The following is a 26,793-nucleotide window of genomic DNA, read 5'->3' on the forward strand; positions in this document are numbered from 1 at the left end:
TGAAATTACTGTGCCTGACCTGCCTGCGGTGCAGGCTCAATCACTACAGAATCTGGTGCCAGCGGAGAGCCGTCGCCATAAGCTTTGGTAGCGGTATCTTGCTGTACGGTGCTTACTTCAGGTTCCTGTAGCATGGTGTTGCTTTCGGTTTCGGTTTCTTTTTTCGAGCAGCTTGCCAATATCAAACCGCTTACGAATACTGTTGCAATAAAATTTTTCATTGTTTAATTAATTTCAACAAAAATATAGATTAATATTTAATTGATTTTTATAATAACGCTTGCAGATTGAAAAACTTTACTATATTTGCCTTAGTGAAAACGACAATGCATACAAACTGGTGGTGGCTTCAATACTTTCAAAGTCTTGAATGCACTGCTGTTGTGTAAAAATATTTCCTTGTGGAATCATCATTCTAAGACTTTGACTTGTGTTGAAGTCTTTTTTTTGTTTTAAACTTATCTATTTATGAAATTTAAGCAGCATATTACACTTAGAACGGTGGTGAAAACCACTTTGAGTGACCTTTTTACACCGATAGGCATTTACTTGCGTCTTCGCGACCAGTTCCGCGACACCATTCTTCTGGAAAGCGCTGGCAACCAAAGTGCTGATAATAATTTTTCATTCATCGCAGTTAATGCAGTGGCTGGGATAGAAATAAGAAATCAGGAGGAGGCTGAAATCAAATTTCCGCTCTCTGCCGCTGAAAAAATCAGTATTTCGGATATAAAAGTCACAGATTTGCTTCATGCTTTTTGCCAGAGTTTTGTATGCGAAACGCAAACAAACGCGCTCGCAAATGTTGCACAGGGACTGTATGGATATACTTCCTATGATGCGGTTCCGTTCTTTGAAAATATTAGGTTTAAGGGAAATCAGGAGGCGCATGCGATTCCGCTGTTGCGTTACAGGCTTTATCAGTATGTTATCGCCATCAATCATCATAACGATGAGATGTATTTGATTGAAAATAAAATTGATGGTCTGAAGTCTGAAATTTCGGTGATAGAAAACCTCATTCAGCAGAAAAACGCGCCCGTTTTCCCATTTGTAAAAGTAGGCGCAGAAACATCAAACCTGACGGACGAAGCGTATAAAAATTCGGTGGAGTTGGCCAGAAAGCACTGTTTCCGTGGTGATGTTTTTCAGTTGGTGCTCAGCAGAAGATTCGAGCAGCGTTTCACGGGGGATGAATTTAATGTGTATCGTGCCCTGCGAAACATCAATCCTTCACCCTATCTTTTTTACTTTGATTACGGGGATTACAAACTCATCGGCTCGAGTCCGGAAAGCCAACTGGTCATTAAAGATGGCAAGGCGGTGATACATCCGATAGCCGGAACTTTCAAGCGCAGCGGAGATTTAAAGCAGGATTTACAGTTAGCCGAAGAGCTAAAGAATGATCCCAAGGAAAATGCCGAACACACCATGCTGGTAGATCTTGCCAGAAATGATTTAAGCATTCTTGGTAAAAATACACAGGTAACAAAACTGAAAGAGATACAGTTTTTCTCGCACGTCATCCACATGGTCTCTGAAGTTTCCGCGGAAGTGCCCGAAGGTCAGAATCCTTTTGAAATGATGTCAACCACTTTCCCACAAGGCACCCTGAGTGGGGCACCGAAGTACCGTGCGATGCAGTTAATTGATGCGTATGAAAGAACCTCGCGCAATTTCTATGGGGGTTCGATAGGTTTTGTAGGTTTTAACGGGGATTGTAACCAGGCGATTATGATCCGTACTTTCCTTAGTAAAAATAATACGCTTTTCTACCAGGCGGGCGCTGGCATCGTGGCAAAATCTTCCGCTGAAAACGAACTCCAGGAAGTGAACAATAAACTTGGTGCTTTGAAGAAGGCTATTATTAAAGCAGAAAAACTTTAAATCAAAACCCCACATACTAATATATAAGAAAATGAAGATACTGGTACTCGATAATTACGACAGCTTCACCTACAATCTGGTGCAGATGATAGAGCAGATTACGGCAGAAAAAGTAGCGGTGTTCCGTAATGATGAGATTTCGCTGGCCGATATCGCTGCCTATGACAAGATCATCCTTTCCCCCGGACCGGGCATCCCTTCGGAAGCGGGCTTACTGTTGGAAGTCATTAAAGCGTATGCGCCCCAAAAGTCACTTTTAGGTGTTTGCCTTGGTCAGCAGGCGATCGCAGAAGCATTTGGCGGCAGTTTGATTAATCTTTCAGAGATTTATCATGGCGTAGCCACCTCCGCAAAAAAAATAACTGAACATCATATTCTAGATGGTCTTCCTGAAACTATAGAAGTAGGCAGGTACCATTCCTGGGCGGTTAACACCGAAGGTTTTCCTGAAGAGCTGGTGGTAACCAGTGTGGATGAAAACGGCATCATCATGAGTTTGAAACACAAAACCTACGATGTACACGCAGTTCAATATCACCCCGAAAGCATCTTGACGCCTTATGGAAGAGCGATTCTAAGGAATTTTTTAAATAATTAAACCGCCACAAGCAATGAAGCAGATCTTACAATATCTTTTTAATCATCATACCCTCTCGAAGGCCGAAGCCAAAGCGATTCTTACTGAAATTGCCCAGAACAAGTTTAATGATAATGAGGTAACCGCCTTTGTAACCGTATTCCTCATGCGCAGCATTACTTTAGCGGAACTCGAAGGGTTTCGTGAAGCTTTGCTGAATCTTGCGGTCACTGTAGATTTGGGCACCCACGATCTGGTAGATATTGTAGGCACAGGTGGCGACGGTAAAAATACATTTAATATTTCTACGCTGTCCGCATTCATTGTCTCTGGCGCTGGGCAAACAGTAGGCAAGCATGGGAATTACGGGGTTTCCGCCATTTCGGGCTCATCCAATGTGCTCGAGGAACTCGGCTATCAGTTTAAAGCTGATGCGGCAGGCCTGCAGCGAGATCTCGAACGTGGGAATATCTGTTTTCTGCATGCGCCACTATTTCATCCGGCTTTACGTTCGGTGGCGCCCCTGCGGAAAGGATTGGGTTTACGAACGTTTTTCAATGTCTTAGGCCCATTGGTGAATCCCGCAAAACCCAATTTCTCGATGATTGGTGTATATAACCTCGAAATCGCACGGATCTACCAATATCTTTTACAGAAAAAAGACCCGGATTTTTTGCTTGTACATGGGCTTGATGGGTATGATGAAATTTCCCTTACTGGCGATACCAAAATCTTCAGCAAATCCGGGGAACATATTTACTCTGCCCAGCAACTTGGCTTTCAGAGTATTCAAGCGGAAGAACTTTCCGGTGGAAATTCAAAGAAAGAAGCCGCGGAAGTTTTTATGAAAATTCTATTGGGAGAAGGCACGGCCGCACAACGGGCTGTGGTGCTTGCCAACGCTGCAATGGCGCTGAAGACCACCGGAAAATTTGGATCCTATGAGGAATGTTTAGCTATGGCGAAAGAAAGCCTTGATAGTGGTAACGCCCTTAAAAGCCTGAAAAACATCATTAAATAAACATCATCATGAGTATTTTAGATACAATCATCACACATAAGCACCAAGAGGTCGCCACAGCTAAAAAGCTATTGCCTATCAACGAACTGAAAGAACTTGCTAATTATTCACGGAAAACTTTTTCACTCAAGGACCGTTTAGCGCTATCGCCCGGCATTATTGCGGAATACAAAAAAAAATCACCCAGTAAAGGCATCATTAACGGTACAGCCAGCGTGCAGGAAACAGTGACCGATTACGAAAAATATGGTGCGTCTGCGGTTTCGGTGCTGACGGATCACGAGTTCTTCGGAGGGCAAATTGCCGATCTTAAAATGGCGCGGCAAACGGTACAGATCCCTATCTTACGCAAAGATTTTATGATAGACGAGTACCAGTTTCATGAAGCCAAAGCGCACGGCGCCGATGTAATTCTGTTAATTGCTGCATGCCTGTCACCAGCGCAGGTAGATGAGTTTACAGCACTTTCGCACGAACTGGGTCTGGAAGTGTTACTCGAAATCCATATCGAAGAAGAACTGAAACATTACCATGATAAAGTAGATTTTGTCGGAATCAATAACCGAAACCTCAAAGATTTCGTTGTAGATCTGCAGCATTCGGTAAATCTTAAAAACCTTTTGCCATCCGGCGCTATAGCCATTGCAGAAAGCGGCATCTATAGCATCGATGATTATTTATTCTTAGAACAGCACGGGTTTCAGGGATTTCTAATGGGCGAATATTTCATGAAAAATGCAGATCCTGGCCTCGTTTTCCAGCAGTTTATTCAAAACGTCTCTCATGAAAATTAAAGTTTGCGGAGTCACCAATTGCAACGATATCCATGCGCTAACAGCGATGAATATTGATTTTATGGGTTTTATCTTTTACGAGAAATCTCCCAGATATGCGCTTCAACACTTGAGTCTGAATAGCATCAAAGCAATCACTACAACGAAAAAAGTAGGCGTTTTTGTCAATGAAAAAACCGAAAATATTGTGCAGATCGTACAAGAAGCCTCATTGGATATGATACAACTTCATGGGGATGAAAATGATGTCCAAATACAGCAACTCAGCAAGACTTTTGAAGGCAAAATAGACCTCATCAAAGCAGTGAGGATCGGCAAACAAACCACCGCCGTGCTACAGCACCAGATCAATAGTTTACCCGAAGGCATCAGTGCTATATTGTTTGATACGGATTCGGAAAATTACGGCGGAACCGGCAAGGCCTTCAGTTGGCAGATTTTAGATCAACTCGAAATAACCAAACCCTATTTTCTAAGCGGTGGCATTTCCCTTGAAAATCATAAGTATTACAAATGTCTTGTAAATCAGCCTTTTGCTTTGGATGTCAACTCGAAATTTGAACTCTCTCCAGGAAAAAAAAATCTTTCTGCCCTTGAAATTTTAATCGAAAACTTAAATAAATAAAGATGAAAAAATATAAAAACCCCGATGAAAACGGCTATTATGGTGAGTTTGGTGGCGCCTTCGTGCCCGAAATGCTGTACCCGAACGTCGAACAATTAGCAAATGAATATCTGGGCATCATTGAATCTGAAGATTTTCAGGCAGAATTCCAGGACTTGCTGATGAATTATGTGGGCCGTGCCACACCTTTATATCATGCGAAAAACCTTAGCGAAATCTATCAGACACAGATTTACCTTAAACGCGAAGACCTCAACCATACCGGAGCGCACAAGATCAACAACGCGCTGGGGCAGGCCCTACTGTCAAAACGCCTGGGTAAAAACCGCATTATCGCAGAAACGGGCGCCGGCCAACATGGCGTTGCTACGGCCACCGCGTGTGCACTGCTTGGGTTGGAGTGTGTGGTGTATATGGGCGAAGTAGATATTGCACGCCAAGCCCCCAATGTAGCACGAATGAAGATGTTGGGTGCTACTGTAATCCCTGCGACTTCTGGTTCGCGTACCCTGAAAGATGCGGTAAACGAAGCGCTGCGCGATTGGATCAATAATCCACAAACTACGCATTACATCATTGGCAGTGTGGTGGGGCCACATCCTTTCCCGGATTTGGTAGCGCGGTTCCAAAGCGTCATTTCCAAAGAAATTAAAACACAGCTAAAAGAAAAAACCGGCCGTGAGAATCCAGATTATGTATTGGCGTGTGTGGGTGGCGGAAGCAACGCGGCGGGTGCGTTTTACCACTTTGTGGAAGAACCTCGGGTGAAACTCATCGCAGCGGAAGCTGGGGGATTCGGTGTGGATTCCGGTAAGTCGGCGGCAACAACTTTTTTGGGCACTCTGGGCGTACTGCATGGCAGCAAAAGCCTGGTGATGCAGACAGATGACGGGCAGGTGATTGAGCCACATTCAATCTCGGCAGGTCTTGATTATCCGGGCATTGGGCCTTTCCATGCACATCTTTTTCAGGAACAACGGGCTGAGTTTTTAAGCATCAATGATGATGAAGCACTCGAAGCAGCGTTTGAACTGACACGTACTGAAGGAATAATTCCCGCGCTCGAAAGTTCCCATGCGCTGGCTATCCTCAGAAAGAAGAAATTTTCTGTGGAAGAGGTGGTAGTAATTTGCCTTAGCGGACGAGGTGACAAAGACATGGAGACTTACCTTAAACATCTTTAGAATCATAGACATGAATGCTATAAAAAAATCTCTAAATATTTATTTTACCGCAGGAATCCCTGCGCTGGATGATACATCCAAAGTCTTGAAGATCATACAAAATGCCGGGGCGAATTATGTAGAAATTGGGATGCCATACTCCGATCCGGTAGCAGATGGCCCGGTGATACAGCATGCGCACGATCGGGCGCTGCAAAATGGCATGACGATACAACTCCTGTTAAATCAACTTAAAACCATAAAAGACGAGATACGGATACCGGTTATTCTGATGGGTTATATAAACCCTGTATTAAGGTTTGGCTTCGAGGATTTCTGTCGAGAGTGTGCTGCCGCAGGCGTTTCCGGTATCATCATTCCTGATCTTCCACCGATTGAATTTGAGAGGAATTATGGTAAGATACTCCGCAGTTATGGGCTAGATTTTATCTTTCTTATCACACCCGAGACCTCTGATGAACGGATCTATTATCTGGATTCTTTGAGTTCAGGCTTTCTATACGCTGTCTCCAGCTCTTCCACCACAGGAAATGATGCAAAACCGGTAGATAATGAAGCTTATCTGCACCGGCTTGGCCAGTTAAGATTAAAAAATCCGGTGATGGTAGGTTTTGGTATTAAGGATAAAACAGATTTCGAGAAGGTGACGGCACATACAGACGGCGGAATCATTGGTTCTGCCTTCGTAAAGATTTTGATGAACAGCGAAGATTGGGAGCAGGAAGGATATAGTTTTATTCAAAGCATAATAAATTAAATTGTATTTTTGAGCCAGTTTTTTATTTTCAGAACCTTCAGCATTTACAATGACAAAAGTACAGAACAGGACTTTGCAGTTTCAGGATTTGGGACTTATGGAATATGAACGGGCGTTCGAGTATCAGGATCAGCTGATGCAACACATTATTTCCATTAAACTTGAAAACCGTGCCCGCCCCGATGAAGAACACCAGGAAACACCCAATTACTTTCTTTTTGTGGAGCATCCGCATGTTTATACGCTCGGCAAATCTGGCCATGAAGAAAATATGTTGGCAAATTCGGCCAAACTACAGGAAATTAATGCCACTTTCGTGAAAACCAACCGTGGTGGAGATATCACTTACCACGGCTTTGGCCAGTTGATTGGCTATCCGGTGCTGGATCTGGATAATTTCAAATCAGATATTTACCTGTACATGCGAAATCTGGAAGAAGTCATCATCCGTGTCATCGCCGAATACGGCTTGAAAGGCGAACGCAGCGAAGGCCAAACAGGAGTGTGGCTGGATGTGGGGATGCCCTATACCAGAAAAATATGCGCGATGGGCGTTAAAACCTCGAAATGGGTAACCATGCACGGCTTCGGACTCAATGTAAATACCGATTTGCGTTATTTTGAATATATCATTCCGTGTGGGATTAAGGATAAATCTGTCACTTCTCTACAACGCGAATTAGGCCGTACGTTCAGCGAAGAAGATCTTACCGTGCTGAAGGATAAAATAAAAAAACACTTCATGGAAGTGTTTGAGGCCGTGATTGTTCAGAAAAGTTTGGCGCCTTTATAGACTTCGGTTTCACTTTCCAGTAGCGGCGCGGCATTCTTCCGGAAATCAGCCAGATGTTCGGTAGCGGTATGGCGGTAGTGTGACTCGTCATTTTCCCAAAGTTCGATAAGGAAAAATACACCTTTGTTGTCTTGGTCTTCAATAAGGTCGTATTGCAGGCAACCAGCTTCTTTTCGGGTTTCGGTGACGAGTTTGTTCAGCAGTTCAGCGGCTTCCATCAGGTGAGTTTCCCGAAAATGAAAGAGCGCAACGATATACAGTTTTTTCATACTTCAAATGTAATAAAAACTTGACGCAAAGGAATGGGTTTTTGAAAGTATTTGGCGTGTTGCCAAACATTATTCATTAAAGATGCACATTACAGAAACGCTAAAAAATTGGCTTAAAAATTCGCATTTCGCTAATCCGTAAAAAATTTTATCTTTGTAAAAATCCAAAAACAAAAAATGGCAGAATATAAATTACTACTTCCGTCAATGGGAGAGGGAGTGATGGAAGCTACGGTTATCAACTGGCTGGTAAACGAAGGAGATATCGTAAAGGAAGATGATTCCGTAGTAGAAATTGCAACCGACAAGGTAGACTCTGATGTTCCGACACCGGTTTCGGGTAAAATCATACAAATCCTGAAACAGAAAGATGAGGTAGCAAAGATTGGTGAAGCCATAGCCATCCTGGAAGTGGATGGGGACAACAGCGCACCGGTTGAAAGCCAGTCTCAGGAGCCAAAGTCTGCCGATGAAGTACAAACCGACCTACCGCAACTTACAGAAGCAGAAATTAAGGAGCTCGACAAAACCCAGCAGAGATTTGATGTAGCCACACTTTCCGGCGATATCTACCTTTCACCTTTGGTAAAAAGCATCGTGCAGCAGGAAAATATTTCGGAAACCGAACTTACATCAATTAAAGGAAGCGGCCTTGAAGGTCGCATCACCAAAGAAGATATTCTGGCATTCGTCGCCAACCGCGGCCAAGCCATGACGCCGACTGAAACTACATCTGCAGCCCCGGTACAGCCACAAACAGCTCCGGCACCAGTTGCAGCGCCAGTACAGGTTTCGCAGGGAGATGAAATCATCCAGATGGATCGTGTACGCAAGATTATTGCAGATGCCATGGTAAACTCCAAGCGTATTTCGCCACACGTAACCTCATTCATCGAATCTGATGTAACGAATGTGGTAAGGTGGCGCGCTAAGCATAAAGCCATTTTCGAGAAAAGAGAAGGCGAGAAACTTACCTTCATGCCCATATTTGTGCGTGCGGTGGTAAAAGCCATCCAGGATTTCCCATTGATAAATGTATCAGTAGATGGTGATAAGATCATTAAAAAGAAAAATATCAATATCGGGATGGCCACTGCGCTGCCGGATGGTAATTTAATTGTTCCGGTAATTAAGAATGCCGATCAACTTTCGCTTTCCGGTTTGGCAAAGGCCATCAACGACCTTGCATATCGTGCAAGAAACAAAAAACTGAGACCTGAAGACACTCAGGGTGCCACTTATACCATTTCCAATGTTGGGAGTTTCGGTAATTTAATGGGGACACCCATTATTCCACAGCCACAGGTGGCCATCCTTGCCATTGGCGCAATCGTGAAGAAGCCTGCGGTACTGGAGACTAAGGACGGTGATGTCATTGCTGTACGCCAGATGATGTTTATGTCGCATTCTTACGATCACCGGGTAGTAGATGGTTCGTTGGGAGGCATGTTTCTGAAGCATGTGCACGATTACCTGCAAAACTGGGATCTTGATACCGAGATCTGATCTCTAAAATGAACCTCCAGACTAGACCGGGGGTTCTTTTTTTTTAGATTGTTTTCTCTAAATTTGAATAAAAAAAAGAGGGATGAATCTCAGAATTAGAAAAGCACTGCCAGAGGACAGCACATTGATTTATGATTTAATAAGGAAATTAGCTGCTTATGAAAAATTATCCGATGCGGTTACGACGTCCGTGGAGGAGCTTCAGAAGAACATTTTCGATAGAAATTTCGCTAAAGTGCTGATTGCGGAAGAACATGGGCAGCCGGTAGGTTTCGCGCTGTATTTCTATAATTTTTCAACGTTTGTGGGTAAACCTGGCATTTATCTCGAAGACCTCTTCATTGAGCCTGAACATCGTGGCAAAGGCTATGGCAAAGCATTGCTGCGCGAGTTGGCGACCATCGCAAAAACAGAAAACTGTGGACGCATGGAATGGTCGGTACTTGATTGGAATACGCCTTCCATCGAATTTTATAAGAAACTGGGCGCCAAACCAATGGAAGAATGGACGGTCTTTAGATTAGACCAAGACGCGGTCGCAGCGTTGGCCAACGAAAAGATAGATATAAAAAGTGCGGAATCATAATCCGCACTTTTAGTTTTTTATCTGTTTAATAGATTTTCGCGATTTCATCGCATAGCCATTCGAGCATCTCGCGGTCCTCCTCCGTGAATGGGTCCAAGGTATGGGAATCAATATCAATTTGGCCAATATTTTCACCATTTTTGATGATTGGTACTACGATCTCGGCTTTGGTATCAATAGAGCAGCTTAGGTAATTGTCCTGCTCATGAACGTCGGGCACCACGAATGTTTCGTTGGAAACGGCTACCTGTCCACAGATCCCTTTCCCGAAAGGGATGATGGTGTGGTCGGTTTCCGCGCCTACATAGGGACCGAGAACCAGTTCGTCTTTAGCTCCGTTTTTGAAGTAAAATCCTGTCCAGTTAAAATACGGAATTTCCTGATCCAGCAACTGGCAGATTTTCTGTAGTTTATCGTTAATATCGCTTGTGGGACTCTCTAGGATTACAGAAAGTCGTTTTTTAATTTCAGACATGTTTTTATGTTTTTTCAGGAAAATTCCTTTAGTTTAAGTTCTTCTTTATAACCGAACATTCCGCGTTCTATGATCATGTCGGCCACACCTTCCGGCACCTGGTTTTCCCAGCCCGACTCGTGATTGGCGATTTTCTGCAGAATATCACGCGAGTAAATTTCAGAGTGGTTGGGGTTGTAGTCTTTAATGTCTACAATCCGGCGGTTATGTTTAAAGTATTTATATAATTCTTTAAGATTATCGCTTACTTTCAGGTTATTTGATGTCAGCAGTTCATGGGTTTCCGGATCTTTGTACGGGTACAGATACACGGTCATGTCCTGTCGGAAGAATTTCCCGAACGCTTCCAAGATACCGCCCGAGAGGCTTTTGTAATATTTTTCATCAAACACGTCCAACAGATTGTTCACACCCATCGCGACACCTATTTTGCCTTGGGTATAGCCCGCGAAATAATCAATAAGACGATAATATTCCGAGAAGTTTGAAATGATGACAGTATAGCCGAGTTTTGCCAGCACATCTACACGGTCGAGGAAGTCCCGTTCATCAATATCTCCCGCGGCGCGCAGGTTTGAGATGGTGATTTCGAAAAGTACCACTGTATCCTCTACACTGCAGCAAGTGTCTTTCATGAACATTTCAAGGCCACGCTCAAACATATCGATGTTGACAAGCGTTACCGGCCGGAAACTCCCCCTTACCGCAAAGATGTTTTTCTTATAAAGTACATCCGCAGGCAGCATGTTATTACCTTCAGGATTGAAGATTACCGCGTCCGTTAGTCCGCTTTTTACCAGTTGAAGGCTCATCAAACGGTTATCTACATACGAGAAAGCAGGTCCGCTGAAGTCGATCATATCAATCTCGATATTATCGGTAGAGATGTCATCGTACAGCGATTCTATCAACCGGCGTGGATTGTCGGCATAGTTGTAAGCGCCATAAATAAGGTTTACGCCAAGGCTTCCGAGGGTTTCCTGCTGTAAAGTCGCATCATTTTCATTGAATTTTACGTGGAAAACAATTTCGCTGTAATCCTCAGTTTCCTCTAACTGGAAGCGCAATCCTACCCAGCCATGGCCTTTCATGGTCTTATTGAAGTTGATGGTGGTTACGGTATTGGCATAGGAGAAGAATTTACGCCCCGGATTGTTCTCGCGCGAAAGACGTTCCTCGATTAGGGCGACCTCATAACGCAGCATTTTTCGCAACCGGTTTTGGGTGACGTATCGGTTTTTTGGTTCTTTACCGTAAATGGCATCACTGAAATCTTTGTCGTATGCCGACATGGCTTTTGCGATGGTACGTGAAGCACCACCGGCACGGAAAAAATGACGTACAGTCTCTTGCCCTGCACCAATCTCAGCAAAAGTACCGTAAATATCAGAGTCTAAATTAATGGCTAAAGCTTTCTGCTTTGGTGTTAATTTTTGATTAATCACGTGCAAATCTTATTTTGTCGTAAATTTACTGAAATAATACCAACCTCAAAATATGACGTTGAAATTTTTAGGAACAGGTACCTCACAGGGAGTACCGGTTATAGGCTGTACATGTAATGTATGTACATCAGGTGATTCGCGGGACCGCCGCTTCCGATCTTCCGCGCTGGTTACCACTGATAACGGCCATAAAATATTGATTGACTGTGGCCCCGACTTTCGGATGCAAATGCTGGAAAATAACGAAAGACAGATAGATGCGGTGCTTCTTACCCATGAACACAATGATCATGTAATTGGTCTGGATGATCTTCGGCCACTGATTTTCAAGAATAAAAGCGATATGCCTATTTATTGTGCGGAAAGAGTAGGAGATGAACTTCGGACGCGTTTTTCCTATGGTTTTGCGGATGAGAAGTACCCCGGCGCGCCATCATTCGAACTTCATCAGATCTCCGCGGAGTTTATGTTGTTTGATGCAGCCATTACGCCGGTTGAGGTATTGCATCACCGACTACCGGTTTTTGGTTTTAAATTTAAAAATTCCGCTTATATAACAGATGCGAGCTTCATTAGTGAAAATGAGAAAGAAAAATTGATGGGGTTGGACTATCTAATCCTTAACTGCATCCGGAAGGAACATCCTCATCCGGCACATTTTATTTTGCCTGATGTGCTTGCCTTATATGAGGAACTGAAACCAAAAATGCTTTACCTCACGCATATTTCGCATCATTTCGGTTTACATCAGGATGCTTATGACGAACTTCCTGAGGGTGTTGCGCTGGCATATGACGGCCTTGAAATAGTATTTTAATTGCTTGCGTAATAATGTATTATAGATAAACTGTAAAAATTATTTCTGAGATTTTAAAAAATATTCTATATTTGCACACCCAATTACAGGCCCAGTTGGCGGAATTGGTAGACGCGCTAGACTCAAACTCTAGTACCGCAAGGTGTGCCGGTTCGATTCCGGCACTGGGTACAAAACTCTGGATTTTCCAGAGGTTTTTTTTTATTCCAATATTTTTCAGTTTATAATGCAGTAGATATCATTGTGATAAATAAGCCATAATTCAATATATTAATATTACCAGGCTGATTTTTGTCATATCCATATTAATATACACCTATTTTCGACATTTATTGCTTTTTTGATATGATTTCTATCAATATTTTTTCAATCATCATTTTTGCTTCTTTTCACATTACTAAAAGATTTTCTGAATTATTACAGCAAATTTAAATTTCGCTCATAAAAAATGTTGAATGGATAATCTATATGTTGTTTTGTTGTCGTGTATTTAAAATATGTTTTAAATAAGATAAATATCATGCACTGAATTTATGTTTTGATTGTGATATTCACAAAAAACGATATGCCTTTGTATCATCAAAAAAGAAAAATATTAAAAATTCAGAATAATGAAAAACTTAGCAAACTTCAAGATCCTCGTTTTAGCTTTCGGACTTTTCTCTGGTGTGGTTGCCGGACAAAAAATAAGCAGCAAAAATGTAAAAACAGTCGTTACCGGTACTTCTACAATGCATGATTGGAGTATGACTTCAAACACTGGCTCATTTACGGCCAACGTTTCCGGAAACGCTCTTACAGATGTTCAATATACCTTAGGCGCAAAGTCCCTGAAATCAGGTAAAGGCGCGATGGACTCTAACGCTTACAAAGCACTGGAAGCTGATAAATTCCCCAATATTACTTTCACAGCCACTTCTGTAAACATCGGTAAAGGAACCATGACCGGCAAACTGAAAGTGACAGATGTTACCAAAACAGTAAGTTTCCCGGTAACTGTTGCAAAAAGCGCAAACGGATACACCATCACCGGTACAGAAACCATTAAACTGACTGATTACGGCGTTACCCCACCTTCATTTATGATGAACACAGTGAAAACAGGTAACGATATTAAAATAACAGTATCTGTAAACGCCAACTAAAAACTATTAAATAAGGAACAATTAAAATTTTAAAAATATGAAAACGATGTTAATGAGAGCTTCCATGCTCGCCGTAATCTTCGCAGGAGCCGGCCTCTTAAACGCTCAGGACACTACCACTTCAATGCGCGATTATTTAGCGCCTGAAAAATCTGCCCGAAATATTTTTGAGGATCCTAAAGGAGCATCTCCGGAGTTTGATGGCGTGAAGGTGTCGATAGGTGGTGATTTCGCATTACAGTTTCAGGCAATCGACCATGAAACGCCAACAGATCTTGGAAATTATACAACGATCACAACAAGCACTGGCCCAGGACCTGTAACGAATACAGCGGTAACAAGACCGAACGCACTTGTGGTAATGGGTAACGATTTCAACTTACCAACAGCCAACTTAGACGTGAACGCTTACCTTGCAAAAGGGGTTAAAATGCACCTTAGAACTTATCTTTCTGCACGTCACCACAACGAAGCTTGGGTAAAAGGTGGATACATTCAGGTTGATGACCTAGATTTCATCTCTGAAGGTTTTGCATCAAACATCATGAAGTATGCGAGAGTGAAAGTGGGTATGGATGAGATCAACTACGGTGACGCTCACTTCAGAAGAACTGATAATGCTGAAGCCATCAACAACCCATTCGTAGGAAACTACATCATGGACAGCTTTACTACTGAAGCTTTTGGTGAAGTTTACGGTTTCTATAACAACTTTACAGCAATGCTTGGTGTATCTAACGGTAAACTTAACCAGACACCAGTTAAAGGTACAAACTATAACTCACCATCTGTTTACGCAAAAGTAGCTTGGGACAAGCAAATCAGCGAAGATTTAAGAGTGAGGTTATCAGGGTCTTTCATCCAGACAAATGGTTTGTCATCAGGTGGAAACCTATTTAGCGGTGACAGAGCAGGTTCAAGATACTATTACGTACTTCTTACACAAGCGGACGCGATGGGAACAGCAAACTACGCTACAGGACGCTTCAACCCAGGTTTCAAAAAAGTGAAAGCGGTACAGGTAAACCCATTCATCAAATACAATGGACTTGAGTTCTTCGGATTGTATGAATATGTATCTGGTAACAAAGCTGCAGGTCTTACTGAAAGAGCTACAGACGGAGATTATACCCAACTTGGAGCAGAATTGCTTTACAGATTCGGTAACAAAGAGCAGTTTTACTTAGGTGGTAGATACAACACTGTAAGCGGCCAGGATGATGAAGTATCAAACGAAAGAAAAATCGAAAGATTTAACGTAGGCGGCGGCTGGTTCATGACCAAAAACGTACTTGCAAAAGTGGAATACGTATCCCAGAACTATAACAACGACCCAGTGTGGGGAGCAACAAGCGCACTACGCGGTGGCAAATTTAACGGAATCATGTTCGAAGCGACCATCGGTTTCTAATTTTTAATATTTTTTTTGGAAGGGGTTTTTACGAACCCCTTTTTTTTATCTTAGCATTATGAAAACTTACAGAATATCCTTAATCCTTCTTTTGCTGCCGCTTCTTATGTTCAGCCAAAAGAACAGCGTAGTGATTAATGGTTGGACGAATGTGGGAACCTTTAAATGCACTAACACCAATTTTCAGAAATCGCAGACCATCTATTCTTTCACCGGAAATAGATTACCCAATATTCCGCTTGAAGTGGTGGATTTTGATTGTAAGAACAGAATCATGACTTCGGACTTCCGTAAGACACTGAATCACGAAAAATATCCGGTACTTACCATTAAGTTCCTGAACTTCAAAAAAGTAAGTGCAACCCGTTTTTCAGCAGTTGTAGAGGTGAAAATGATGACGGTAACCCAAAATTACACTATTGAGTTCAGCGAATACCGTGACAGCCTTGTAGGTAATAAACGTCTGAAGTTCTCGGATTTTAACATCATACCACCGAAAAAAATGGGCGGTATGGTATATGTGAAAGATGAGATCGACCTGTTTTTCAGTTTGGCTATCAAATAAAAATAAGCAATTAGCACCAGCAATAACCGTTAATCCCAATGAATTAATGATTGATACAAACTCCCTCACAAGGGAGTTTTTTTTCGTACAAAAAGTTTATTGGGTAAGGAACGCGATATTCCGCTTCAAACCTGCGAATTTGGTACGCTTAACAGGCGATTTCCTGAAGATTTCAGAGAAAACTTCCTGTGTGAGCGCCTGCCAGTCTTCTCTTCCGAAAGATGCAATAAATGCCTTAGGTTTAAACCTTTCCTGCTGATGTGGTTTTGCAAAACGATTCCACGGGCAAACATCCTGGCAGATATCACAACCGAACATCCAGTCCTCCATTTTATTTTTAAAATGTTCGGGTAATTCATTTTTAAGTTCGATGGTGGCATAGGAAATACATTTGCTGCCGTCCACAATCCTCTCGGCTACTATTGCTTGGGTAGGGCAGGCTTCAATACATCTTCTGCACGATCCACAATGGTCGGTGGTCGCATGGTCTGTAGCCAAGTCCAGATCGCAGATGATTTCCGCCAGAAAATAAAACGAGCCATGCTGCTTGGTAAGTAAATTAGCATTTTTACCTACCCAGCCGATGCCACTTTTTCGCGCCCAACTTCTTTCAAGGATCGGTGCCGAATCGGTAAAGACCCGACAGTCAAAATCGCCGATCTCCACTTTTAGGGCAGCCACCAAATCGCGCAGAAGTTCCTTTATCACCTCATGATAATCTTCACCGTAGGCGTATTTGGATATTTTCAGGTCGCTAAAAGGGGTAAGATCCTGTTCCGGATAGTAATTATATGACAAAGAAATCACTGTACGCGCACCATCCACCAGCTTTCGGGGATCAAGGCGCTTGTCGAAATGGTTTTCCATATAAGACATCTCGCCATGTCGGGCGTTTTTCAGCCATGCTTCCAGAGCAGGCGCGTCTTCTTCCAGAAATCCTGCGCGTGAAATTCCACAGCTTTGGAAGCCAAATTCCTTCGCTTTGGCTTTTATAAGTGCAGCATATTTTTCTGTATTCCCTTTCATAATAATGCTGCAAAACTAACATTATTTCTTAACTTTGTTATAGGCTTTTAAAGGACTTTACAGCCTTTTTTATCTTAAAATTAAACACTTAAAAATATCAGTTATGTCATTAGTAGAAGTATTGCAATTGGGGGATTATCATTTAATCGATGTTCGTGAAGCCATGGAACTGGAGATGGATGGGCACCTGGAGGAAGCACAAAATATTCCCTTGGGCGAATTAGAGGAAAGAAAGCAGGAGATCATTAACCTTAGCGGTACCAAAATTTTCTTTTGCCGCAGTGGCAACCGCAGTGGTAAGGCTGTAGATTATTTCAAGGAACAAGGCATGACCGATGTGTATAATGGTGGTGGCTATGCCGAAATGAAAGAGCTATTAGATAGTATAAAATAACAGAATTGAAAATTTGTCCGGCCTGGTGCCGGTTTTTTTTGGTTTTTGCCAAAAAGACAGCCACAAAAATGTAAATGATTGTTTAATTTTTGTTCAAATATAATAAGTTGATTATCAATACTATACAATATATTTAATGTGCGACACATGGTATCTGTACTTTTTTTGGCACGATTTTGACAAGTAACTTTTCGTAAAATTTAAAATTTAAAGTTATGAAATCAATGAAGAAAACAATCCTCGCTTTAGGATTAATGACAGCAGGTTTAGTAAGTGCACAAAGCGCAGATATGAGAAATATGCTGAAAGTTGGGGTAAATGGTGGTGTTGCGGTTCCTGCTGAGAATGCAGGTGGTAATATCGGGGTAGATGTAGCTTATCAGAATCTGGTGACGCCAGGCTTCGGTTTAGGTATCGCCACCGGTTACAGCCACTTTTTCGGTAGAGAAAATGGTGCGATTGATAACAATGATTTTGGTGTAGTACCGGTAGCAGCGCTTATCCGTGTATATCCTAAGCAAACCGGCTTCTATCTTGGGACCGACTTAGGTTACGGTTTCATCGTAGGTGATGATCAGGTAGCATCAAACAGTACAGTAGCAAGACCTGATGGTGGTTTCTACATCAAACCTGAAATCGGTTACCACAACCGCGACTGGAATTTCTCTCTTCAGTATCAGAAAACCTTTACTGGCAGCAAAGGCGAGATTGGTGACCAAGACTACAATGCCGGCGCACTGGGTGTAGGTATTGGGTACAACATCCCTTTAGGTAAATAATACAGCAATGTATATGGTAAGCCTTCTTAAAATCATTTAAGAAGGTTTTTATTTTTTTGTCCGACAGATTTATAAACAATTATTATCTTTGGTTTCATAACATTATAAAATGAACACGAACAATAAATTTATGCTTTACCTGCCCGCTATCTCAGCGGAAAGCAACAACAATATTTCGATAATTTCGGCCGACGTCCGAAAAGATGCGACCTATTTTGCTCATTATATCACCCGAGATAAAAGGTTGGTGCCACAGATCGAAAAAACATATGCCACGGTTGAATATGCTTCTTTCATAGACATTGCGCAGAAATTTATAACAGAATTTCAACTCAACCATGCCTCAAAATTTGTTGTGGCTGTGCCCGGACCCGTGATTTCTGGAAAAAGTGAGCCGTTGCGCTTGCCTTGGAAACTTGATGCTGAAGAAATAAAACAACAGACAGGCATCTCTCAGGTATATTTGATCAATGACCTTGAAGCTTCTGCTTATGGCTTAGGGAATGATGACGAAAAATGCTTCCAGACCATACACCACTCTGAAAATGTAGTCCCAGGGAACATTGCGGTATTGGCGCCCGGTGCTGGTTTAGGAGAAGCAGGTTTGTACTGGGATGGCAAATTCATGCGTCCGTTCGCGACGGAAGGCGGTCACAGCGAATTTTCGCCACGTACCAATGATGAGGTAGAGTTTTACCAATTTTTGCAGAAAATCTACGGAATTGTCACTTGGGAATCGGTGCTTTCTACCGAAGGTTTGTTTAATATTTACCGTTACGTGCGCGATGTGAAACAGCAGCAACAGCCAGAATGGCTAACCCGCGAGATTGAAAATAACAACTTTACCGATGCCATCATCAAAGGCGCACTCGAAAGCCGCGACCGTATCTGTAATGTGACCATTGATACTTTCATGCTTTTTCTGGCACGCGAAGCGAACAATTTGGTATTGAAACTAAAAGCGACCGGCGGATTATATCTCAGCGGAGAAATCCCGGTGATGTTACAGAAATATCTGAATAAGGATGACTTCTATAAAAACTTCATCGTAAGCGATAAAATGGAATCGCTGCTGCGCGACATCCCAATTTATCTGGTGAGGGATACCAAAACCATCATTCAGGGAGCGGCATTGTACGCGGCGTTTTCCGGTGAATAAAAATTACGACTTCGGCCCAGCCGAAGTTTTTTTTGCGTTTGTAGTACCATTTTTAGGCGTTTTTAGGTATTATTGAAGCAAAACTTTATTTTTGGCACTTCATTTTAAATAATATATATGAAAAAGTTACTGTTGATGGCCGTTTTAACGGGCGGATTAGCATTTGGACAAAGTAAAAAAGTAGTGGCTTCAGATGTACACTGGTGGGGTTACAAAATCGCGAAATCCGCTGCATCCTCACACGATGGCACTGTAAATGTAAAATCCGGAAACATCATCATGAAGGGCAATCAGGTGGCTGGGGGAACTTTCGTGCTGGATATGACGAGCATTAACGCGACTGATTTAACGGGCGAATCCCAGACTAAACTGAATAATCACCTTAAAAACGGAGATTTCTTTGAAGTAGATAAATTTCCCACAGCGGCTTATACCATTGCTTCGGTAAGGAAAAACAACCATAAAGTTTATAACTATATCATCCACGGGGACCTCACGGTGAAGGGTAAGACACATCCTGTTTCATTTCCTGCCAAAATTTCATACAGCAAGGGCGTGGTAAGCATCGTTTCGGATAAATTTGCCTTCGATCGACAGAAATTTGATGTGGCTTACAAAGCCGCGATGAAGGATGTTTTGGTGAAAGATGAGGTGGATATGCTTGTAAAAGTTACCGCCAAATAGTAAAAATATCTTCAAAAGTTCAGGGCAGTTCTTACTGCTCTTTTTTATTTTTGTATAAAGTTTTATATGATTTCTGAAAAAATGAAGTTGTACGTCATCAGTGGGCTTGGTGCTGATTTCAAAGTACTGTCAAAACTCACGTTCCCTGAAAACCTTGAAGTGGTTTTTCTCGACTGGCTCATCCCTATACGTAACGAAAGTTTTACGGGCTATGTCACAAGAATGTCCGACAGAATTGATGAGACAAAGCCATTTTGCCTGCTCGGATATTCATTTGGCGGCATCATGGTACAGGAAATTGATAAGATAAAACCCGCGGAAAAAGTGGTTATCCTTGGCAGCATAAAATCTGACCGAGAAAAATCACGCTTTATTAAAATGGGGGAAGTCACCCATATTCCTAAATATCTGCCGGAAAACATTTTCACCACGAAGTCGGCCTTGGCTTACGCTTTTGTGAGAAAGTTTTTTGATCCTAAAAATCCTAAATTGATGGAATATTTTACCGTTCGCGATCCCTATTACCTGAAATGGTGCATTGAGAAAATCAGCAACTGGAAGTCCGAGGAAAACCCAAAGGTGATACAGGTTTTGGCAGACCGTGATATTGTTTTCCCTATTAAATATTCAAAACCGGATTATGTGATACAGAACGCGACACATCTTTTCCCTGCCACTAAACCCAGGGAAGTTTCAGAGATTCTAAAAGAGATTTTCGGTTCCTAACTATCGGTGTTTTTTAAGATTCTCATCACCGAACAGCATTTTCATCACCAACCATACGCCGAAAACTGCCGCAGCACAGAAAAATATCATGGCTAATCCTGGATAGCCAAGCACCATGAAAGTGGTTGGTACTTTCATCAGAAGTGCAGCCCCGATAATCAAAGCCGCAATTATCAACCCAATGGAGATTCGGTTGGCGACTTTTTGAAAGCCGTCCGTCAGGCGCTTTTCATCGATCGCATCAATTTTAATCTCAAATTCATTGTTCGCAAGTCTTTCCGTAATGGTGTTGAGGCGTTCGGGCAGTTTTTCAGCAAGTTTTTTAGCTTCAATTAACTGCGCGAAAAACTGATCTGGCTTCAGGTCCTCAATCATTTTCTTTTGCATCAGTTTTTCGAGATTTGTTTCTATGGCTTCCTGCAAATCGTAATCGGGTGCCAGCACCGCGACAATCTGGTCCATATTCATCAGTATTTTCCCGAAGATATTCAGTTCTACCGAAAGGCGGATGCCGTTTTCAGCCGCAATCCTGTTCATCTGAATCAGCATGCGGCCAGTCTGCATATTTTCTGCGTTCTTGTTCTGGGATTCCTGTACCAGCCGGTTTATTTCCTTCTGGAAAGTCTGCACATCAGCTTCTTTATCATAGTTGCTGATGTGCAGCAAAGCATTGGCGGTATCGTTGCCATTATATTTGCTGATGGCAATCATCAGTTTTAATAGTTGATCCCGAAGTTCGGGCCGAACTTAGCCACCATCCCAAGATCCATCAAAGCGATTTTGTGATCTTTCGTAAGGTGTACATTCCCGGGATGTGGATCTGCGTGCGCGAAACCATCGATGATGATTTGTTTCATGTATGCCGCGACCAACTCGTCAACAAGCGCGTTATAATTATGCTCTGTTCGTGAAAGCGGGGTGACGGCGGTTATTTTTCTGCCCTCCACAAAATCCATTGTCAAAATCTTTGAAGTAGAATATCCTGCCACAGGCTGTGGTACAAATATTTTTCTGTAATTGGTTAGATTTTGGCCAAGTGTCTGCAGGTTTTCTGCCTCTTTTACATAATCAAGTTCATTCAGTAGGATGAATCTTAGCTCCTCTAGTACCTGATCTGCTGCGTATTTCTTTGCTGTTTTGTTGTTTTTAACAGCAAAATCGGTAATTTCCTTTAAAGTATCAAGGTCTTCAAGGAATTTTTTTCTGATGCCTGGTCGCTGTACTTTTACCGCAACTTGCCTGCCTGAGCGTAATACGGCACGGTGTACCTGCCCAATGGACGCACTTGCCAACGGTTGTACATCAAAGGATTGAAACGCCTTTGACATTCTCTGGCCTGTTTCTTCTTCAACAATTTTTTCCACCTCAGCGTAGGGGATTTCCTCTACGTCATCCTGTAATCTTTCCAGAGCTTTCATGTATGATTCGGGCATCAGATCTGGGCGGGTGGATAATAATTGCCCCAATTTCACATAGGTTGGCCCCATTTTTTTCAGGTCTTCCGCAAGTTCTTCAGGGTTGTCGTAGGTATGGTGTTCTGGCGCATTGTCATCTTTGGTTTCATTAAATGCGTTTTCGGCAGCTGACCGAAAGATATCGCTGTTCCAGTATTTATAAATGAAAGATATAAATTTTGAATAATTACTTAATTTTTCAGGAATTGTCGCCATAAAGGTTTTTTTTGCTAGTTCCCTTACAAAAAGCGTGCATTCCTTAATAGGGTTGGCAGCGTACATTTATTTGGTTAAATTTGTAATGATTAAAGAATATGAAAAATGCAGTCAATCAGTGTATTTGAAATTATAAAAGTAGGCATTGGCCCCTCCAGTTCACATACCATGGGACCATGGAATGCCGCGGAAAGTTTTCTAAATAAAATCCGGAAAGAGCATCGGCTGCAAGACGTGAAGGAAATTTTCCTGGAGTTTTTCGGCTCATTAGCTAAAACCGGCATCGGGCACGGAACCGATATTGCAGGTATGCTTGGGCTTTCAGGCGAAAATTTTAAGACCATCGATACCACTAAGATTGATGAGAAAGTGGCTCATATAAAATCAACAGGTTTACTGAATCTGGGCGGTGAGACTACAGTACCGTTTATCTATGGACACCATTTGATACTCAATAAACAAAAAACACTCGAGTTTCACCCGAACGGTATGATTTTCCGAGCCGTTTTTGAGGATGGGACTGAATTGATGCAGGACTATTACTCAATAGGTGGTGGGTTTATTGCGACACAGAACGAAAATTCCTACGAAAAGCATTGCGTGCGGACACTTTACCCCTGTCATCATGGTGCTGATGTACTTCGGAATACCGAAAAACTAGGGCTCAGTAGAATCTCGGATCTTATTTTCCTTAATGAAGAATCGTGGCGCAGCCGAGAAGAAACCGAGAAAGAAGCACTTTATATCTGGCAGCAGATTAAGGAATGTATATACAAAGGCGTCAACAAAGAAGGCGTACTGCCGGGTGGGCTTAATGTCACGCGGCGTGCAGCAGGTCTTAACCGAAAATTGCTCGGTGAAAAAGTATATCGCAATATGGATGAATGGTTCCGGTTGGTTGTAGAAACTGAAGAATCTTTTGTGAACATCAATAAATGGGTGTCTTGTTTTGCCTTAGCAGTAAATGAAGAAAATGCAAGTTTCGGGAGAATCATCACGGCTCCAACAAACGGAGCGAGTGGGGTGATACCGGCGGTGCTGATGTACGCGCAGGCTTTTACCTCTTTTACTAAAGAAGACGACATCGTTCGCTTTTTGTTGGTTGCAGGCGAAATAGGAACTTTGTTCAAAAAAAACGCGACCATCTCAGCCGCAATGGGCGGTTGCCAAGCAGAAGTAGGTGTATCATCGGCCATGGCCGCGGCCGGCCTTACTGAAATAATGGGCGGCACACCGGGTCAGGTACTCATGGCTGCTGAAATTGCGATGGAACATCATTTGGGTATGACGTGCGATCCGATTGCCGGTTTGGTACAGATCCCATGTATCGAAAGAAACTCAATGGGTGCCATTAAAGCCATCACCGCTGCAAACATCGCTATTGAATCAGATCCTGCCAAAGCCCGTGTTTCGTTAGATCAGGTAATACAGTCGATGTGGGATACCGCACAAAGCATGAGCGATCGGTTTAAGGAAACTTCAGAAGGCGGTCTGGCAATTGCGGTAAATGTCGCGGAGTGTTAGAAGTTATTTCGAGAGAATACCACGGATTTTGTTTGCATTTTTAATCAACTTTTCAAGGGAAGATTCATCGGCATTTTCGAGCGCATCCTTAAAGTGATTAAGTTGAAGTATGTGCTCTTTAAGAACATCCAGCACATTTTCCCGGTTATGCATAAAGATAGGCAGCCACATTTCAGGATGCGATTTTGCCAAACGCACCGTACTCGAAAAGCCAGAACTTGCCAACTGGAAAATGGTTTCTTCCTCACGTTCCTTTGCCAGTACGGTATTGGCCAGCGCGTAAGAGGTAATGTGTGAAATATGCGAGATGTACGCCGTATGCAGGTCGTGATCTTTGGCACTCATACGGATCAGGTGTAAGCCTAATGTTTCCGCTATATTATGTACGGTAAACACAGCGTCTTCCGCGGATTGCTCGGCGTCACAGATTACCGCGGCACGTCCGGTAAAACTTTCTGCCAGCGCGGCTTCCGGTCCGGCATTTTCAGTACCCCACATCGGGTGAAACGCTACATAACGGTGTCTGTTCGGGTGGTTTTTTACGGCTTCTATAATGCTGTATTTAGTGGAACCTACATCCAAGACTGTCTGTTTCGGGTTTATAAGACGGAGGATTTCTGGCAGAACCTTTATCGTGGCGTCAACCGGAATGGAGATAATTACAACATCACATTTTGAAATCGCTTCATCAATGTTCAGTCCTTCATCAATGATGCCTAAATCAATGGCTTTTGTTACGTGGTCGCTGTTAGTATCTACGCCGTACACATACGAGACAAGTCCTTTTTCCTTTAATTTAAGCGCTATTGATCCGCCAATGAGGCCAACGCCAACCACCGCGATTTTCATGGTCTTATTATAAGCATCTACAGTTTTTGAAGCGTGATAAAAGTCGTGGTTTCTGCACATTTCTCGAAGGAAATCTCATAGCGAGGCTTTTTTTTCGGATAGTGTAACACATAGGCCGGGCATGGTTTTTTCTGTGCCTGGCTTTTACTGAAATCTACCTCGCCTTTGGTCATGATACTGTCCCGTAGAAAACGCTCATCAATGCTCAGCGCTTTCATTTCGGCAGCGAATTCAGGCTGATAGACCATTTCTTTTGAAAGAGATTCGGCTATTACCCGGGAGTTTGGCAAATAACCGCTGCAACTTGCGCCTTTTTTGTTCAGAATAAAGAATACAAGCAACAAGCCTGGAATTAGGCCAAGCATAAAGAATTTTAGTTTCCTCATTTAAAAGATCAATAGGTTGATATCGTGGTAGTTCAGGTCGAAACGGTCACAAATCATTTTGTTGGTGTGCCGGCCTTTGTACATGTACAGTGATTGTTTCATCTCATTTTTGCGAACGAGCATATTTTCGAAACCGCCTTCTTCATCATAATTCAAAAGATAACTGAGGAAGAAATTAGACACCGCTTTGGTAGTGGTTCTCGGCATTTTAGATGTGAGATTCGGTAAACCACAATGGATGACACCGTGTTTGATGATGTAAGGATTTTCCATATCCGTAAGTTCGGATGTTTCGATGACTTTACCATTGTCGATGGTAACATCAATGATGACACTGCCTTTTTTCATATTCACCACCATTTCTTCGGTAACAATCGGGGAAAGACTGAGTTTTGAGAGCGCGCCTATCACTACATCGGCTCTCTTAAGGCTTTTGCCCAATTCTTTTGGATCAATGATGGAAGTTGGTACGCGCCCATCCACCATCATGTGAAGCCGGCGCAGTTTGCTGAGGGAGTTATCGAACACTTTTACACTTGCGCCTAAACCTAATGCCGCTTTGGTAGCAAATTCACCAACAATTCCTGCCCCCAGGATGACTACTTCAGTCGGTCGCACTCCGGTAATGCCACCCAGCATCAATCCGTTTGAAAGTGCAAGCAGCTCCGCCGCATAAAGCACAGAGATATTACCCGCAATCTCGCCGATGAGGCGTACCAGCGAAAGCTGTTTATATTCATCCACGATAAACTCGAATGCGATGGCATTAACCTTTTTTTCGCCCAGTTTTTTGAAGTATTCTTTATCGCGAAGGTTGATCTGTAGGGCAGAAATAAGGTATGAGCATGGTTTCAGGAAATCAATTTCATCAGCAGTCGGCGGATTGATTTTTAGGACCAGGTCCTGGCTGAAGGCCTCGCGCGGGTCCTGCGTCATCTTTGCGCCGGCTTCTGCATATTGCAGGTCGGTAAAGAAAGAGCCGGTTCCGGCCCCGCTTTCTACAATGATCTCGTGGCCCTGTTGTACCAGCACCTGTACAGCGTCGGGCGTCAGGCAGGTTCTTCGTTCGTTCAGGCAGGTTTCTTTCGGTACGCCGATACTGAACTGTTTCCCTTTTTTAATCACTTCCAGTTTTTCTTCCTTCGGCATCAGTTCTTGCTCGGAGAAAGGCGTGAAAACGTGTGTACTACTCATTACATTAATAGATAAATGAAGTCACAAAGATACAAGGATTTCAGAACTATTACCTATTATTTAGCTGAAACAGATTTTGCGGCCTTCAGGGGTGGTTTCGATGCGCATTTCGTGGTAAGGCTGCCCCGCGAGTTCTTCTTCGTACACCTCTGGCCACTCGATGATGCAAAGGTAGGCACGATCCAGGTATTCATCCATCCCGATGTCATATACCTCACCAATGTTTTTTATCCGGTAAAGATCGAAGTGGAAGATGTCTCCTTTTGGTGTATGATATTCATTTACAATGGCATATGTGGGGGAAGAGACTTCATCGTTGCTGCCAAGTGCCTTCAGAAGATATTTACTGAACGTAGTTTTGCCCGCGCCCAGGTTTCCTTTTAAAAGCAGGATGTTATGCTTAAGTTCCGGTAAAATTTCTTGCACAACCTGTTCCCAGTCTTCTATTTTATTGAGTTTAAATTCCATTGTAACTGTTTAATGATTGCAAAATTACTTTATTTTAAAATTTTCCGTCTTGTTTGATGTTATAATTGGGGAATCCC

At 42.7% G+C, this 26,793-nt stretch carries 31 protein-coding genes and 1 tRNA gene; 21 read left to right on the forward strand and 11 right to left on the reverse strand.

Features of this window, described 5'->3' with window-relative positions; genetic code table 11:
• Positions 1–5: 5 nt before the first annotated feature.
• On the reverse strand, positions 6–221 hold the full coding sequence (locus tag CO230_RS04805; RefSeq protein ID WP_122027554.1) for a hypothetical protein: 216 nt from the start codon (positions 219–221) through the stop codon (positions 6–8).
• Positions 222–468: 247 nt separating this feature from the next.
• On the opposite strand from CO230_RS04805, the gene CO230_RS04810 reads away from it, so the two are divergent.
• The 8 genes from CO230_RS04810 to lipB are packed head-to-tail and all read left to right on the forward strand — an operon-like array spanning position 469 to position 7,638.
• Positions 469–1,887, forward strand: coding sequence for an anthranilate synthase component I family protein (locus CO230_RS04810; RefSeq protein WP_122027555.1), 1,419 nt, complete (start codon positions 469–471; stop codon positions 1,885–1,887).
• A 31-nt stretch (positions 1,888–1,918) separates the two neighbouring features.
• Complete coding sequence (locus tag CO230_RS04815; protein WP_122027556.1) at positions 1,919–2,485, forward strand: anthranilate synthase component II; 567 nt, start codon at positions 1,919–1,921, stop codon at positions 2,483–2,485.
• Between the two features lie 13 nt (positions 2,486–2,498).
• Entirely contained in the window at positions 2,499–3,485 is a 987-nt protein-coding gene (trpD, locus tag CO230_RS04820; protein WP_122027557.1) for an anthranilate phosphoribosyltransferase, read from the forward strand.
• A gap of 8 nt (positions 3,486–3,493) precedes the next feature.
• Positions 3,494–4,279 carry an indole-3-glycerol phosphate synthase TrpC gene (trpC, locus tag CO230_RS04825; RefSeq protein WP_122027558.1) on the forward strand — a complete coding sequence of 262 codons (786 nt, stop codon included), beginning with the start codon at positions 3,494–3,496 and terminating at the stop codon, positions 4,277–4,279.
• Positions 4,269–4,904: a phosphoribosylanthranilate isomerase gene (locus tag CO230_RS04830; RefSeq protein WP_122027559.1), complete on the forward strand. Its 636-nt coding sequence runs from the start codon at positions 4,269–4,271 to the stop codon at positions 4,902–4,904. The genes trpC and CO230_RS04830 overlap by 11 nt, the downstream gene beginning before the upstream one ends.
• Positions 4,905–4,906: 2 nt before the next feature.
• Positions 4,907–6,088 (forward strand): tryptophan synthase subunit beta, encoded by a 1,182-nt coding sequence (gene trpB, locus CO230_RS04835; protein ID WP_122027560.1) that lies wholly within the window; start codon positions 4,907–4,909, stop codon positions 6,086–6,088.
• Positions 6,089–6,098: 10 nt separating this feature from the next.
• Positions 6,099–6,845 (forward strand): tryptophan synthase subunit alpha, encoded by a 747-nt coding sequence (trpA, locus tag CO230_RS04840; protein WP_122027561.1) that lies wholly within the window; start codon positions 6,099–6,101, stop codon positions 6,843–6,845.
• Between the two features lie 49 nt (positions 6,846–6,894).
• Positions 6,895–7,638, forward strand: a complete 744-nt coding sequence (lipB, locus tag CO230_RS04845) for a lipoyl(octanoyl) transferase LipB (protein ID WP_122027562.1) — start codon at positions 6,895–6,897, stop codon at positions 7,636–7,638.
• Here the strand turns inward: lipB and CO230_RS04850 are convergent.
• Complete coding sequence (locus CO230_RS04850; RefSeq protein ID WP_122027563.1) at positions 7,614–7,907, reverse strand: putative quinol monooxygenase; 294 nt, start codon at positions 7,905–7,907, stop codon at positions 7,614–7,616. The two genes, lipB and CO230_RS04850, sit on opposite strands and share 25 nt — an antisense overlap.
• 177 nt (positions 7,908–8,084) lie before the next feature.
• On the opposite strand from CO230_RS04850, the gene CO230_RS04855 reads away from it, so the two are divergent.
• Entirely contained in the window at positions 8,085–9,413 is a 1,329-nt protein-coding gene (locus tag CO230_RS04855) for a dihydrolipoamide acetyltransferase family protein (protein ID WP_122027564.1), read from the forward strand.
• Between the two features lie 82 nt (positions 9,414–9,495).
• A complete protein-coding gene (locus CO230_RS04860) occupies positions 9,496–9,999 on the forward strand; it encodes a GNAT family N-acetyltransferase (RefSeq protein ID WP_122027565.1) in 504 nt (167 codons plus the stop codon).
• Positions 10,000–10,024: 25 nt separating this feature from the next.
• Here CO230_RS04860 and CO230_RS04865 read toward each other — a convergent pair whose 3' ends face one another.
• Both CO230_RS04865 and CO230_RS04870 read right to left on the reverse strand, forming a co-directional pair.
• Positions 10,025–10,474, reverse strand: coding sequence for a GAF domain-containing protein (locus tag CO230_RS04865; protein WP_122027566.1), 450 nt, complete (start codon positions 10,472–10,474; stop codon positions 10,025–10,027).
• 14 nt (positions 10,475–10,488) lie between these two features.
• Positions 10,489–11,916, reverse strand: a complete 1,428-nt coding sequence (locus CO230_RS04870) for a TonB-dependent receptor (RefSeq protein ID WP_122028894.1) — start codon at positions 11,914–11,916, stop codon at positions 10,489–10,491.
• Positions 11,917–11,971: 55 nt separating this feature from the next.
• On the opposite strand from CO230_RS04870, the gene CO230_RS04875 reads away from it, so the two are divergent.
• From CO230_RS04875 to CO230_RS04895, 5 genes are all read left to right on the forward strand, one after another.
• Positions 11,972–12,736, forward strand: coding sequence for an MBL fold metallo-hydrolase (locus tag CO230_RS04875; RefSeq protein WP_122027567.1), 765 nt, complete (start codon positions 11,972–11,974; stop codon positions 12,734–12,736).
• A gap of 89 nt (positions 12,737–12,825) precedes the next feature.
• Positions 12,826–12,907 (forward strand) — tRNA-Leu (locus tag CO230_RS04880).
• Between the two features lie 440 nt (positions 12,908–13,347).
• Positions 13,348–13,881: a YceI family protein gene (locus CO230_RS04885; protein WP_122027568.1), complete on the forward strand. Its 534-nt coding sequence runs from the start codon at positions 13,348–13,350 to the stop codon at positions 13,879–13,881.
• Between the two features lie 37 nt (positions 13,882–13,918).
• Positions 13,919–15,292, forward strand: coding sequence for a hypothetical protein (locus tag CO230_RS04890; RefSeq protein ID WP_185140505.1), 1,374 nt, complete (start codon positions 13,919–13,921; stop codon positions 15,290–15,292).
• A 58-nt stretch (positions 15,293–15,350) separates the two neighbouring features.
• Complete coding sequence (locus CO230_RS04895; protein WP_122027570.1) at positions 15,351–15,857, forward strand: YceI family protein; 507 nt, start codon at positions 15,351–15,353, stop codon at positions 15,855–15,857.
• 96 nt (positions 15,858–15,953) lie between these two features.
• On the opposite strand, the gene queG is transcribed toward CO230_RS04895, so the two are convergent.
• Entirely contained in the window at positions 15,954–16,883 is a 930-nt protein-coding gene (gene queG / locus CO230_RS04900) for a tRNA epoxyqueuosine(34) reductase QueG (RefSeq protein WP_122027571.1), read from the reverse strand.
• Positions 16,884–16,986: 103 nt separating this feature from the next.
• Here queG and CO230_RS04905 point away from each other — a divergent pair, with 103 nt between their 5' ends.
• The 5 genes from CO230_RS04905 (at position 16,987) to CO230_RS04925 (ending at position 20,625) form a co-directional block, all read left to right on the forward strand.
• Entirely contained in the window at positions 16,987–17,277 is a 291-nt protein-coding gene (locus tag CO230_RS04905; protein WP_122027572.1) for a rhodanese-like domain-containing protein, read from the forward strand.
• 215 nt (positions 17,278–17,492) lie between these two features.
• Positions 17,493–18,056, forward strand: coding sequence for a hypothetical protein (locus CO230_RS04910; RefSeq protein ID WP_122027573.1), 564 nt, complete (start codon positions 17,493–17,495; stop codon positions 18,054–18,056).
• 109 nt (positions 18,057–18,165) lie between these two features.
• Entirely contained in the window at positions 18,166–19,215 is a 1,050-nt protein-coding gene (locus tag CO230_RS04915) for a glucokinase (protein WP_122027574.1), read from the forward strand.
• Positions 19,216–19,332: 117 nt separating this feature from the next.
• The gene (locus CO230_RS04920) at positions 19,333–19,899 is read left to right on the forward strand and encodes a YceI family protein (RefSeq protein WP_122027575.1); all 567 of its coding nucleotides are present in this window, start codon (positions 19,333–19,335) and stop codon (positions 19,897–19,899) included.
• An 81-nt stretch (positions 19,900–19,980) separates the two neighbouring features.
• Positions 19,981–20,625: an alpha/beta hydrolase gene (locus tag CO230_RS04925; protein ID WP_122028895.1), complete on the forward strand. Its 645-nt coding sequence runs from the start codon at positions 19,981–19,983 to the stop codon at positions 20,623–20,625.
• Here the strand turns inward: CO230_RS04925 and CO230_RS12345 are convergent, their stop codons facing one another.
• Both CO230_RS12345 and CO230_RS12350 read right to left on the reverse strand, forming a co-directional pair.
• Complete coding sequence (locus CO230_RS12345; protein WP_228438188.1) at positions 20,626–21,336, reverse strand: hypothetical protein; 711 nt, start codon at positions 21,334–21,336, stop codon at positions 20,626–20,628.
• 5 nt (positions 21,337–21,341) lie between these two features.
• Positions 21,342–22,295 carry an ABC1 kinase family protein gene (locus CO230_RS12350; RefSeq protein WP_228438189.1) on the reverse strand — a complete coding sequence of 318 codons (954 nt, stop codon included), beginning with the start codon at positions 22,293–22,295 and terminating at the stop codon, positions 21,342–21,344.
• 105 nt (positions 22,296–22,400) lie between these two features.
• On the opposite strand from CO230_RS12350, the gene CO230_RS04935 reads away from it, so the two are divergent.
• A complete protein-coding gene (locus CO230_RS04935; protein ID WP_122027576.1) occupies positions 22,401–23,819 on the forward strand; it encodes an L-serine ammonia-lyase in 1,419 nt (472 codons plus the stop codon).
• 3 nt (positions 23,820–23,822) lie between these two features.
• Here CO230_RS04935 and CO230_RS04940 read toward each other — a convergent pair whose 3' ends face one another.
• From CO230_RS04940 to tsaE, 4 genes are read right to left on the reverse strand one after another with little or no spacing between them, the layout of a single operon-like run.
• Positions 23,823–24,668, reverse strand: a complete 846-nt coding sequence (locus tag CO230_RS04940; protein ID WP_122027577.1) for a prephenate dehydrogenase — start codon at positions 24,666–24,668, stop codon at positions 23,823–23,825.
• Positions 24,669–24,685: 17 nt separating this feature from the next.
• Entirely contained in the window at positions 24,686–25,054 is a 369-nt protein-coding gene (locus tag CO230_RS04945; RefSeq protein ID WP_122027578.1) for a hypothetical protein, read from the reverse strand.
• Positions 25,055–26,248 (reverse strand): alanine dehydrogenase, encoded by a 1,194-nt coding sequence (locus tag CO230_RS04950; protein ID WP_122027579.1) that lies wholly within the window; start codon positions 26,246–26,248, stop codon positions 25,055–25,057.
• Between the two features lie 60 nt (positions 26,249–26,308).
• Positions 26,309–26,716: a tRNA (adenosine(37)-N6)-threonylcarbamoyltransferase complex ATPase subunit type 1 TsaE gene (gene tsaE / locus CO230_RS04955; RefSeq protein WP_122027580.1), complete on the reverse strand. Its 408-nt coding sequence runs from the start codon at positions 26,714–26,716 to the stop codon at positions 26,309–26,311.
• Between the last annotated feature and the right edge of the window lie 77 nt (positions 26,717–26,793).

Source organism: Chryseobacterium sp. 6424, assembly GCF_003692615.1.
Taxonomy (GTDB): domain Bacteria; phylum Bacteroidota; class Bacteroidia; order Flavobacteriales; family Weeksellaceae; genus Kaistella.

Coding starts and splice junctions, on each gene's coding strand:
- CO230_RS04805 (WP_122027554.1), bottom strand. CDS start 221: ATGAAAAATTTTATTGCAACAGTATTCGTAAGCGGTTTGATATTGGCA.
- CO230_RS04810 (WP_122027555.1), top strand. CDS start 469: ATGAAATTTAAGCAGCATATTACACTTAGAACGGTGGTGAAAACCACT.
- CO230_RS04815 (WP_122027556.1), top strand. CDS start 1,919: ATGAAGATACTGGTACTCGATAATTACGACAGCTTCACCTACAATCTG.
- trpD (WP_122027557.1), top strand. CDS start 2,499: ATGAAGCAGATCTTACAATATCTTTTTAATCATCATACCCTCTCGAAG.
- trpC (WP_122027558.1), top strand. CDS start 3,494: ATGAGTATTTTAGATACAATCATCACACATAAGCACCAAGAGGTCGCC.
- CO230_RS04830 (WP_122027559.1), top strand. CDS start 4,269: ATGAAAATTAAAGTTTGCGGAGTCACCAATTGCAACGATATCCATGCG.
- trpB (WP_122027560.1), top strand. CDS start 4,907: ATGAAAAAATATAAAAACCCCGATGAAAACGGCTATTATGGTGAGTTT.
- trpA (WP_122027561.1), top strand. CDS start 6,099: ATGAATGCTATAAAAAAATCTCTAAATATTTATTTTACCGCAGGAATC.
- lipB (WP_122027562.1), top strand. CDS start 6,895: ATGACAAAAGTACAGAACAGGACTTTGCAGTTTCAGGATTTGGGACTT.
- CO230_RS04850 (WP_122027563.1), bottom strand. CDS start 7,907: ATGAAAAAACTGTATATCGTTGCGCTCTTTCATTTTCGGGAAACTCAC.
- CO230_RS04855 (WP_122027564.1), top strand. CDS start 8,085: ATGGCAGAATATAAATTACTACTTCCGTCAATGGGAGAGGGAGTGATG.
- CO230_RS04860 (WP_122027565.1), top strand. CDS start 9,496: ATGAATCTCAGAATTAGAAAAGCACTGCCAGAGGACAGCACATTGATT.
- CO230_RS04865 (WP_122027566.1), bottom strand. CDS start 10,474: ATGTCTGAAATTAAAAAACGACTTTCTGTAATCCTAGAGAGTCCCACA.
- CO230_RS04875 (WP_122027567.1), top strand. CDS start 11,972: ATGACGTTGAAATTTTTAGGAACAGGTACCTCACAGGGAGTACCGGTT.
- CO230_RS04885 (WP_122027568.1), top strand. CDS start 13,348: ATGAAAAACTTAGCAAACTTCAAGATCCTCGTTTTAGCTTTCGGACTT.
- CO230_RS04890 (WP_185140505.1), top strand. CDS start 13,919: ATGAAAACGATGTTAATGAGAGCTTCCATGCTCGCCGTAATCTTCGCA.
- CO230_RS04895 (WP_122027570.1), top strand. CDS start 15,351: ATGAAAACTTACAGAATATCCTTAATCCTTCTTTTGCTGCCGCTTCTT.
- queG (WP_122027571.1), bottom strand. CDS start 16,883: ATGAAAGGGAATACAGAAAAATATGCTGCACTTATAAAAGCCAAAGCG.
- CO230_RS04905 (WP_122027572.1), top strand. CDS start 16,987: ATGTCATTAGTAGAAGTATTGCAATTGGGGGATTATCATTTAATCGAT.
- CO230_RS04910 (WP_122027573.1), top strand. CDS start 17,493: ATGAAATCAATGAAGAAAACAATCCTCGCTTTAGGATTAATGACAGCA.
- CO230_RS04915 (WP_122027574.1), top strand. CDS start 18,166: ATGAACACGAACAATAAATTTATGCTTTACCTGCCCGCTATCTCAGCG.
- CO230_RS04920 (WP_122027575.1), top strand. CDS start 19,333: ATGAAAAAGTTACTGTTGATGGCCGTTTTAACGGGCGGATTAGCATTT.
- CO230_RS04925 (WP_122028895.1), top strand. CDS start 19,981: ATGAAGTTGTACGTCATCAGTGGGCTTGGTGCTGATTTCAAAGTACTG.
- CO230_RS12345 (WP_228438188.1), bottom strand. CDS start 21,336: ATGATTGCCATCAGCAAATATAATGGCAACGATACCGCCAATGCTTTG.
- CO230_RS12350 (WP_228438189.1), bottom strand. CDS start 22,295: ATGGCGACAATTCCTGAAAAATTAAGTAATTATTCAAAATTTATATCT.
- CO230_RS04935 (WP_122027576.1), top strand. CDS start 22,401: ATGCAGTCAATCAGTGTATTTGAAATTATAAAAGTAGGCATTGGCCCC.
- CO230_RS04940 (WP_122027577.1), bottom strand. CDS start 24,668: ATGAAAATCGCGGTGGTTGGCGTTGGCCTCATTGGCGGATCAATAGCG.
- CO230_RS04945 (WP_122027578.1), bottom strand. CDS start 25,054: ATGAGGAAACTAAAATTCTTTATGCTTGGCCTAATTCCAGGCTTGTTG.
- CO230_RS04950 (WP_122027579.1), bottom strand. CDS start 26,248: ATGAGTAGTACACACGTTTTCACGCCTTTCTCCGAGCAAGAACTGATG.
- tsaE (WP_122027580.1), bottom strand. CDS start 26,716: ATGGAATTTAAACTCAATAAAATAGAAGACTGGGAACAGGTTGTGCAA.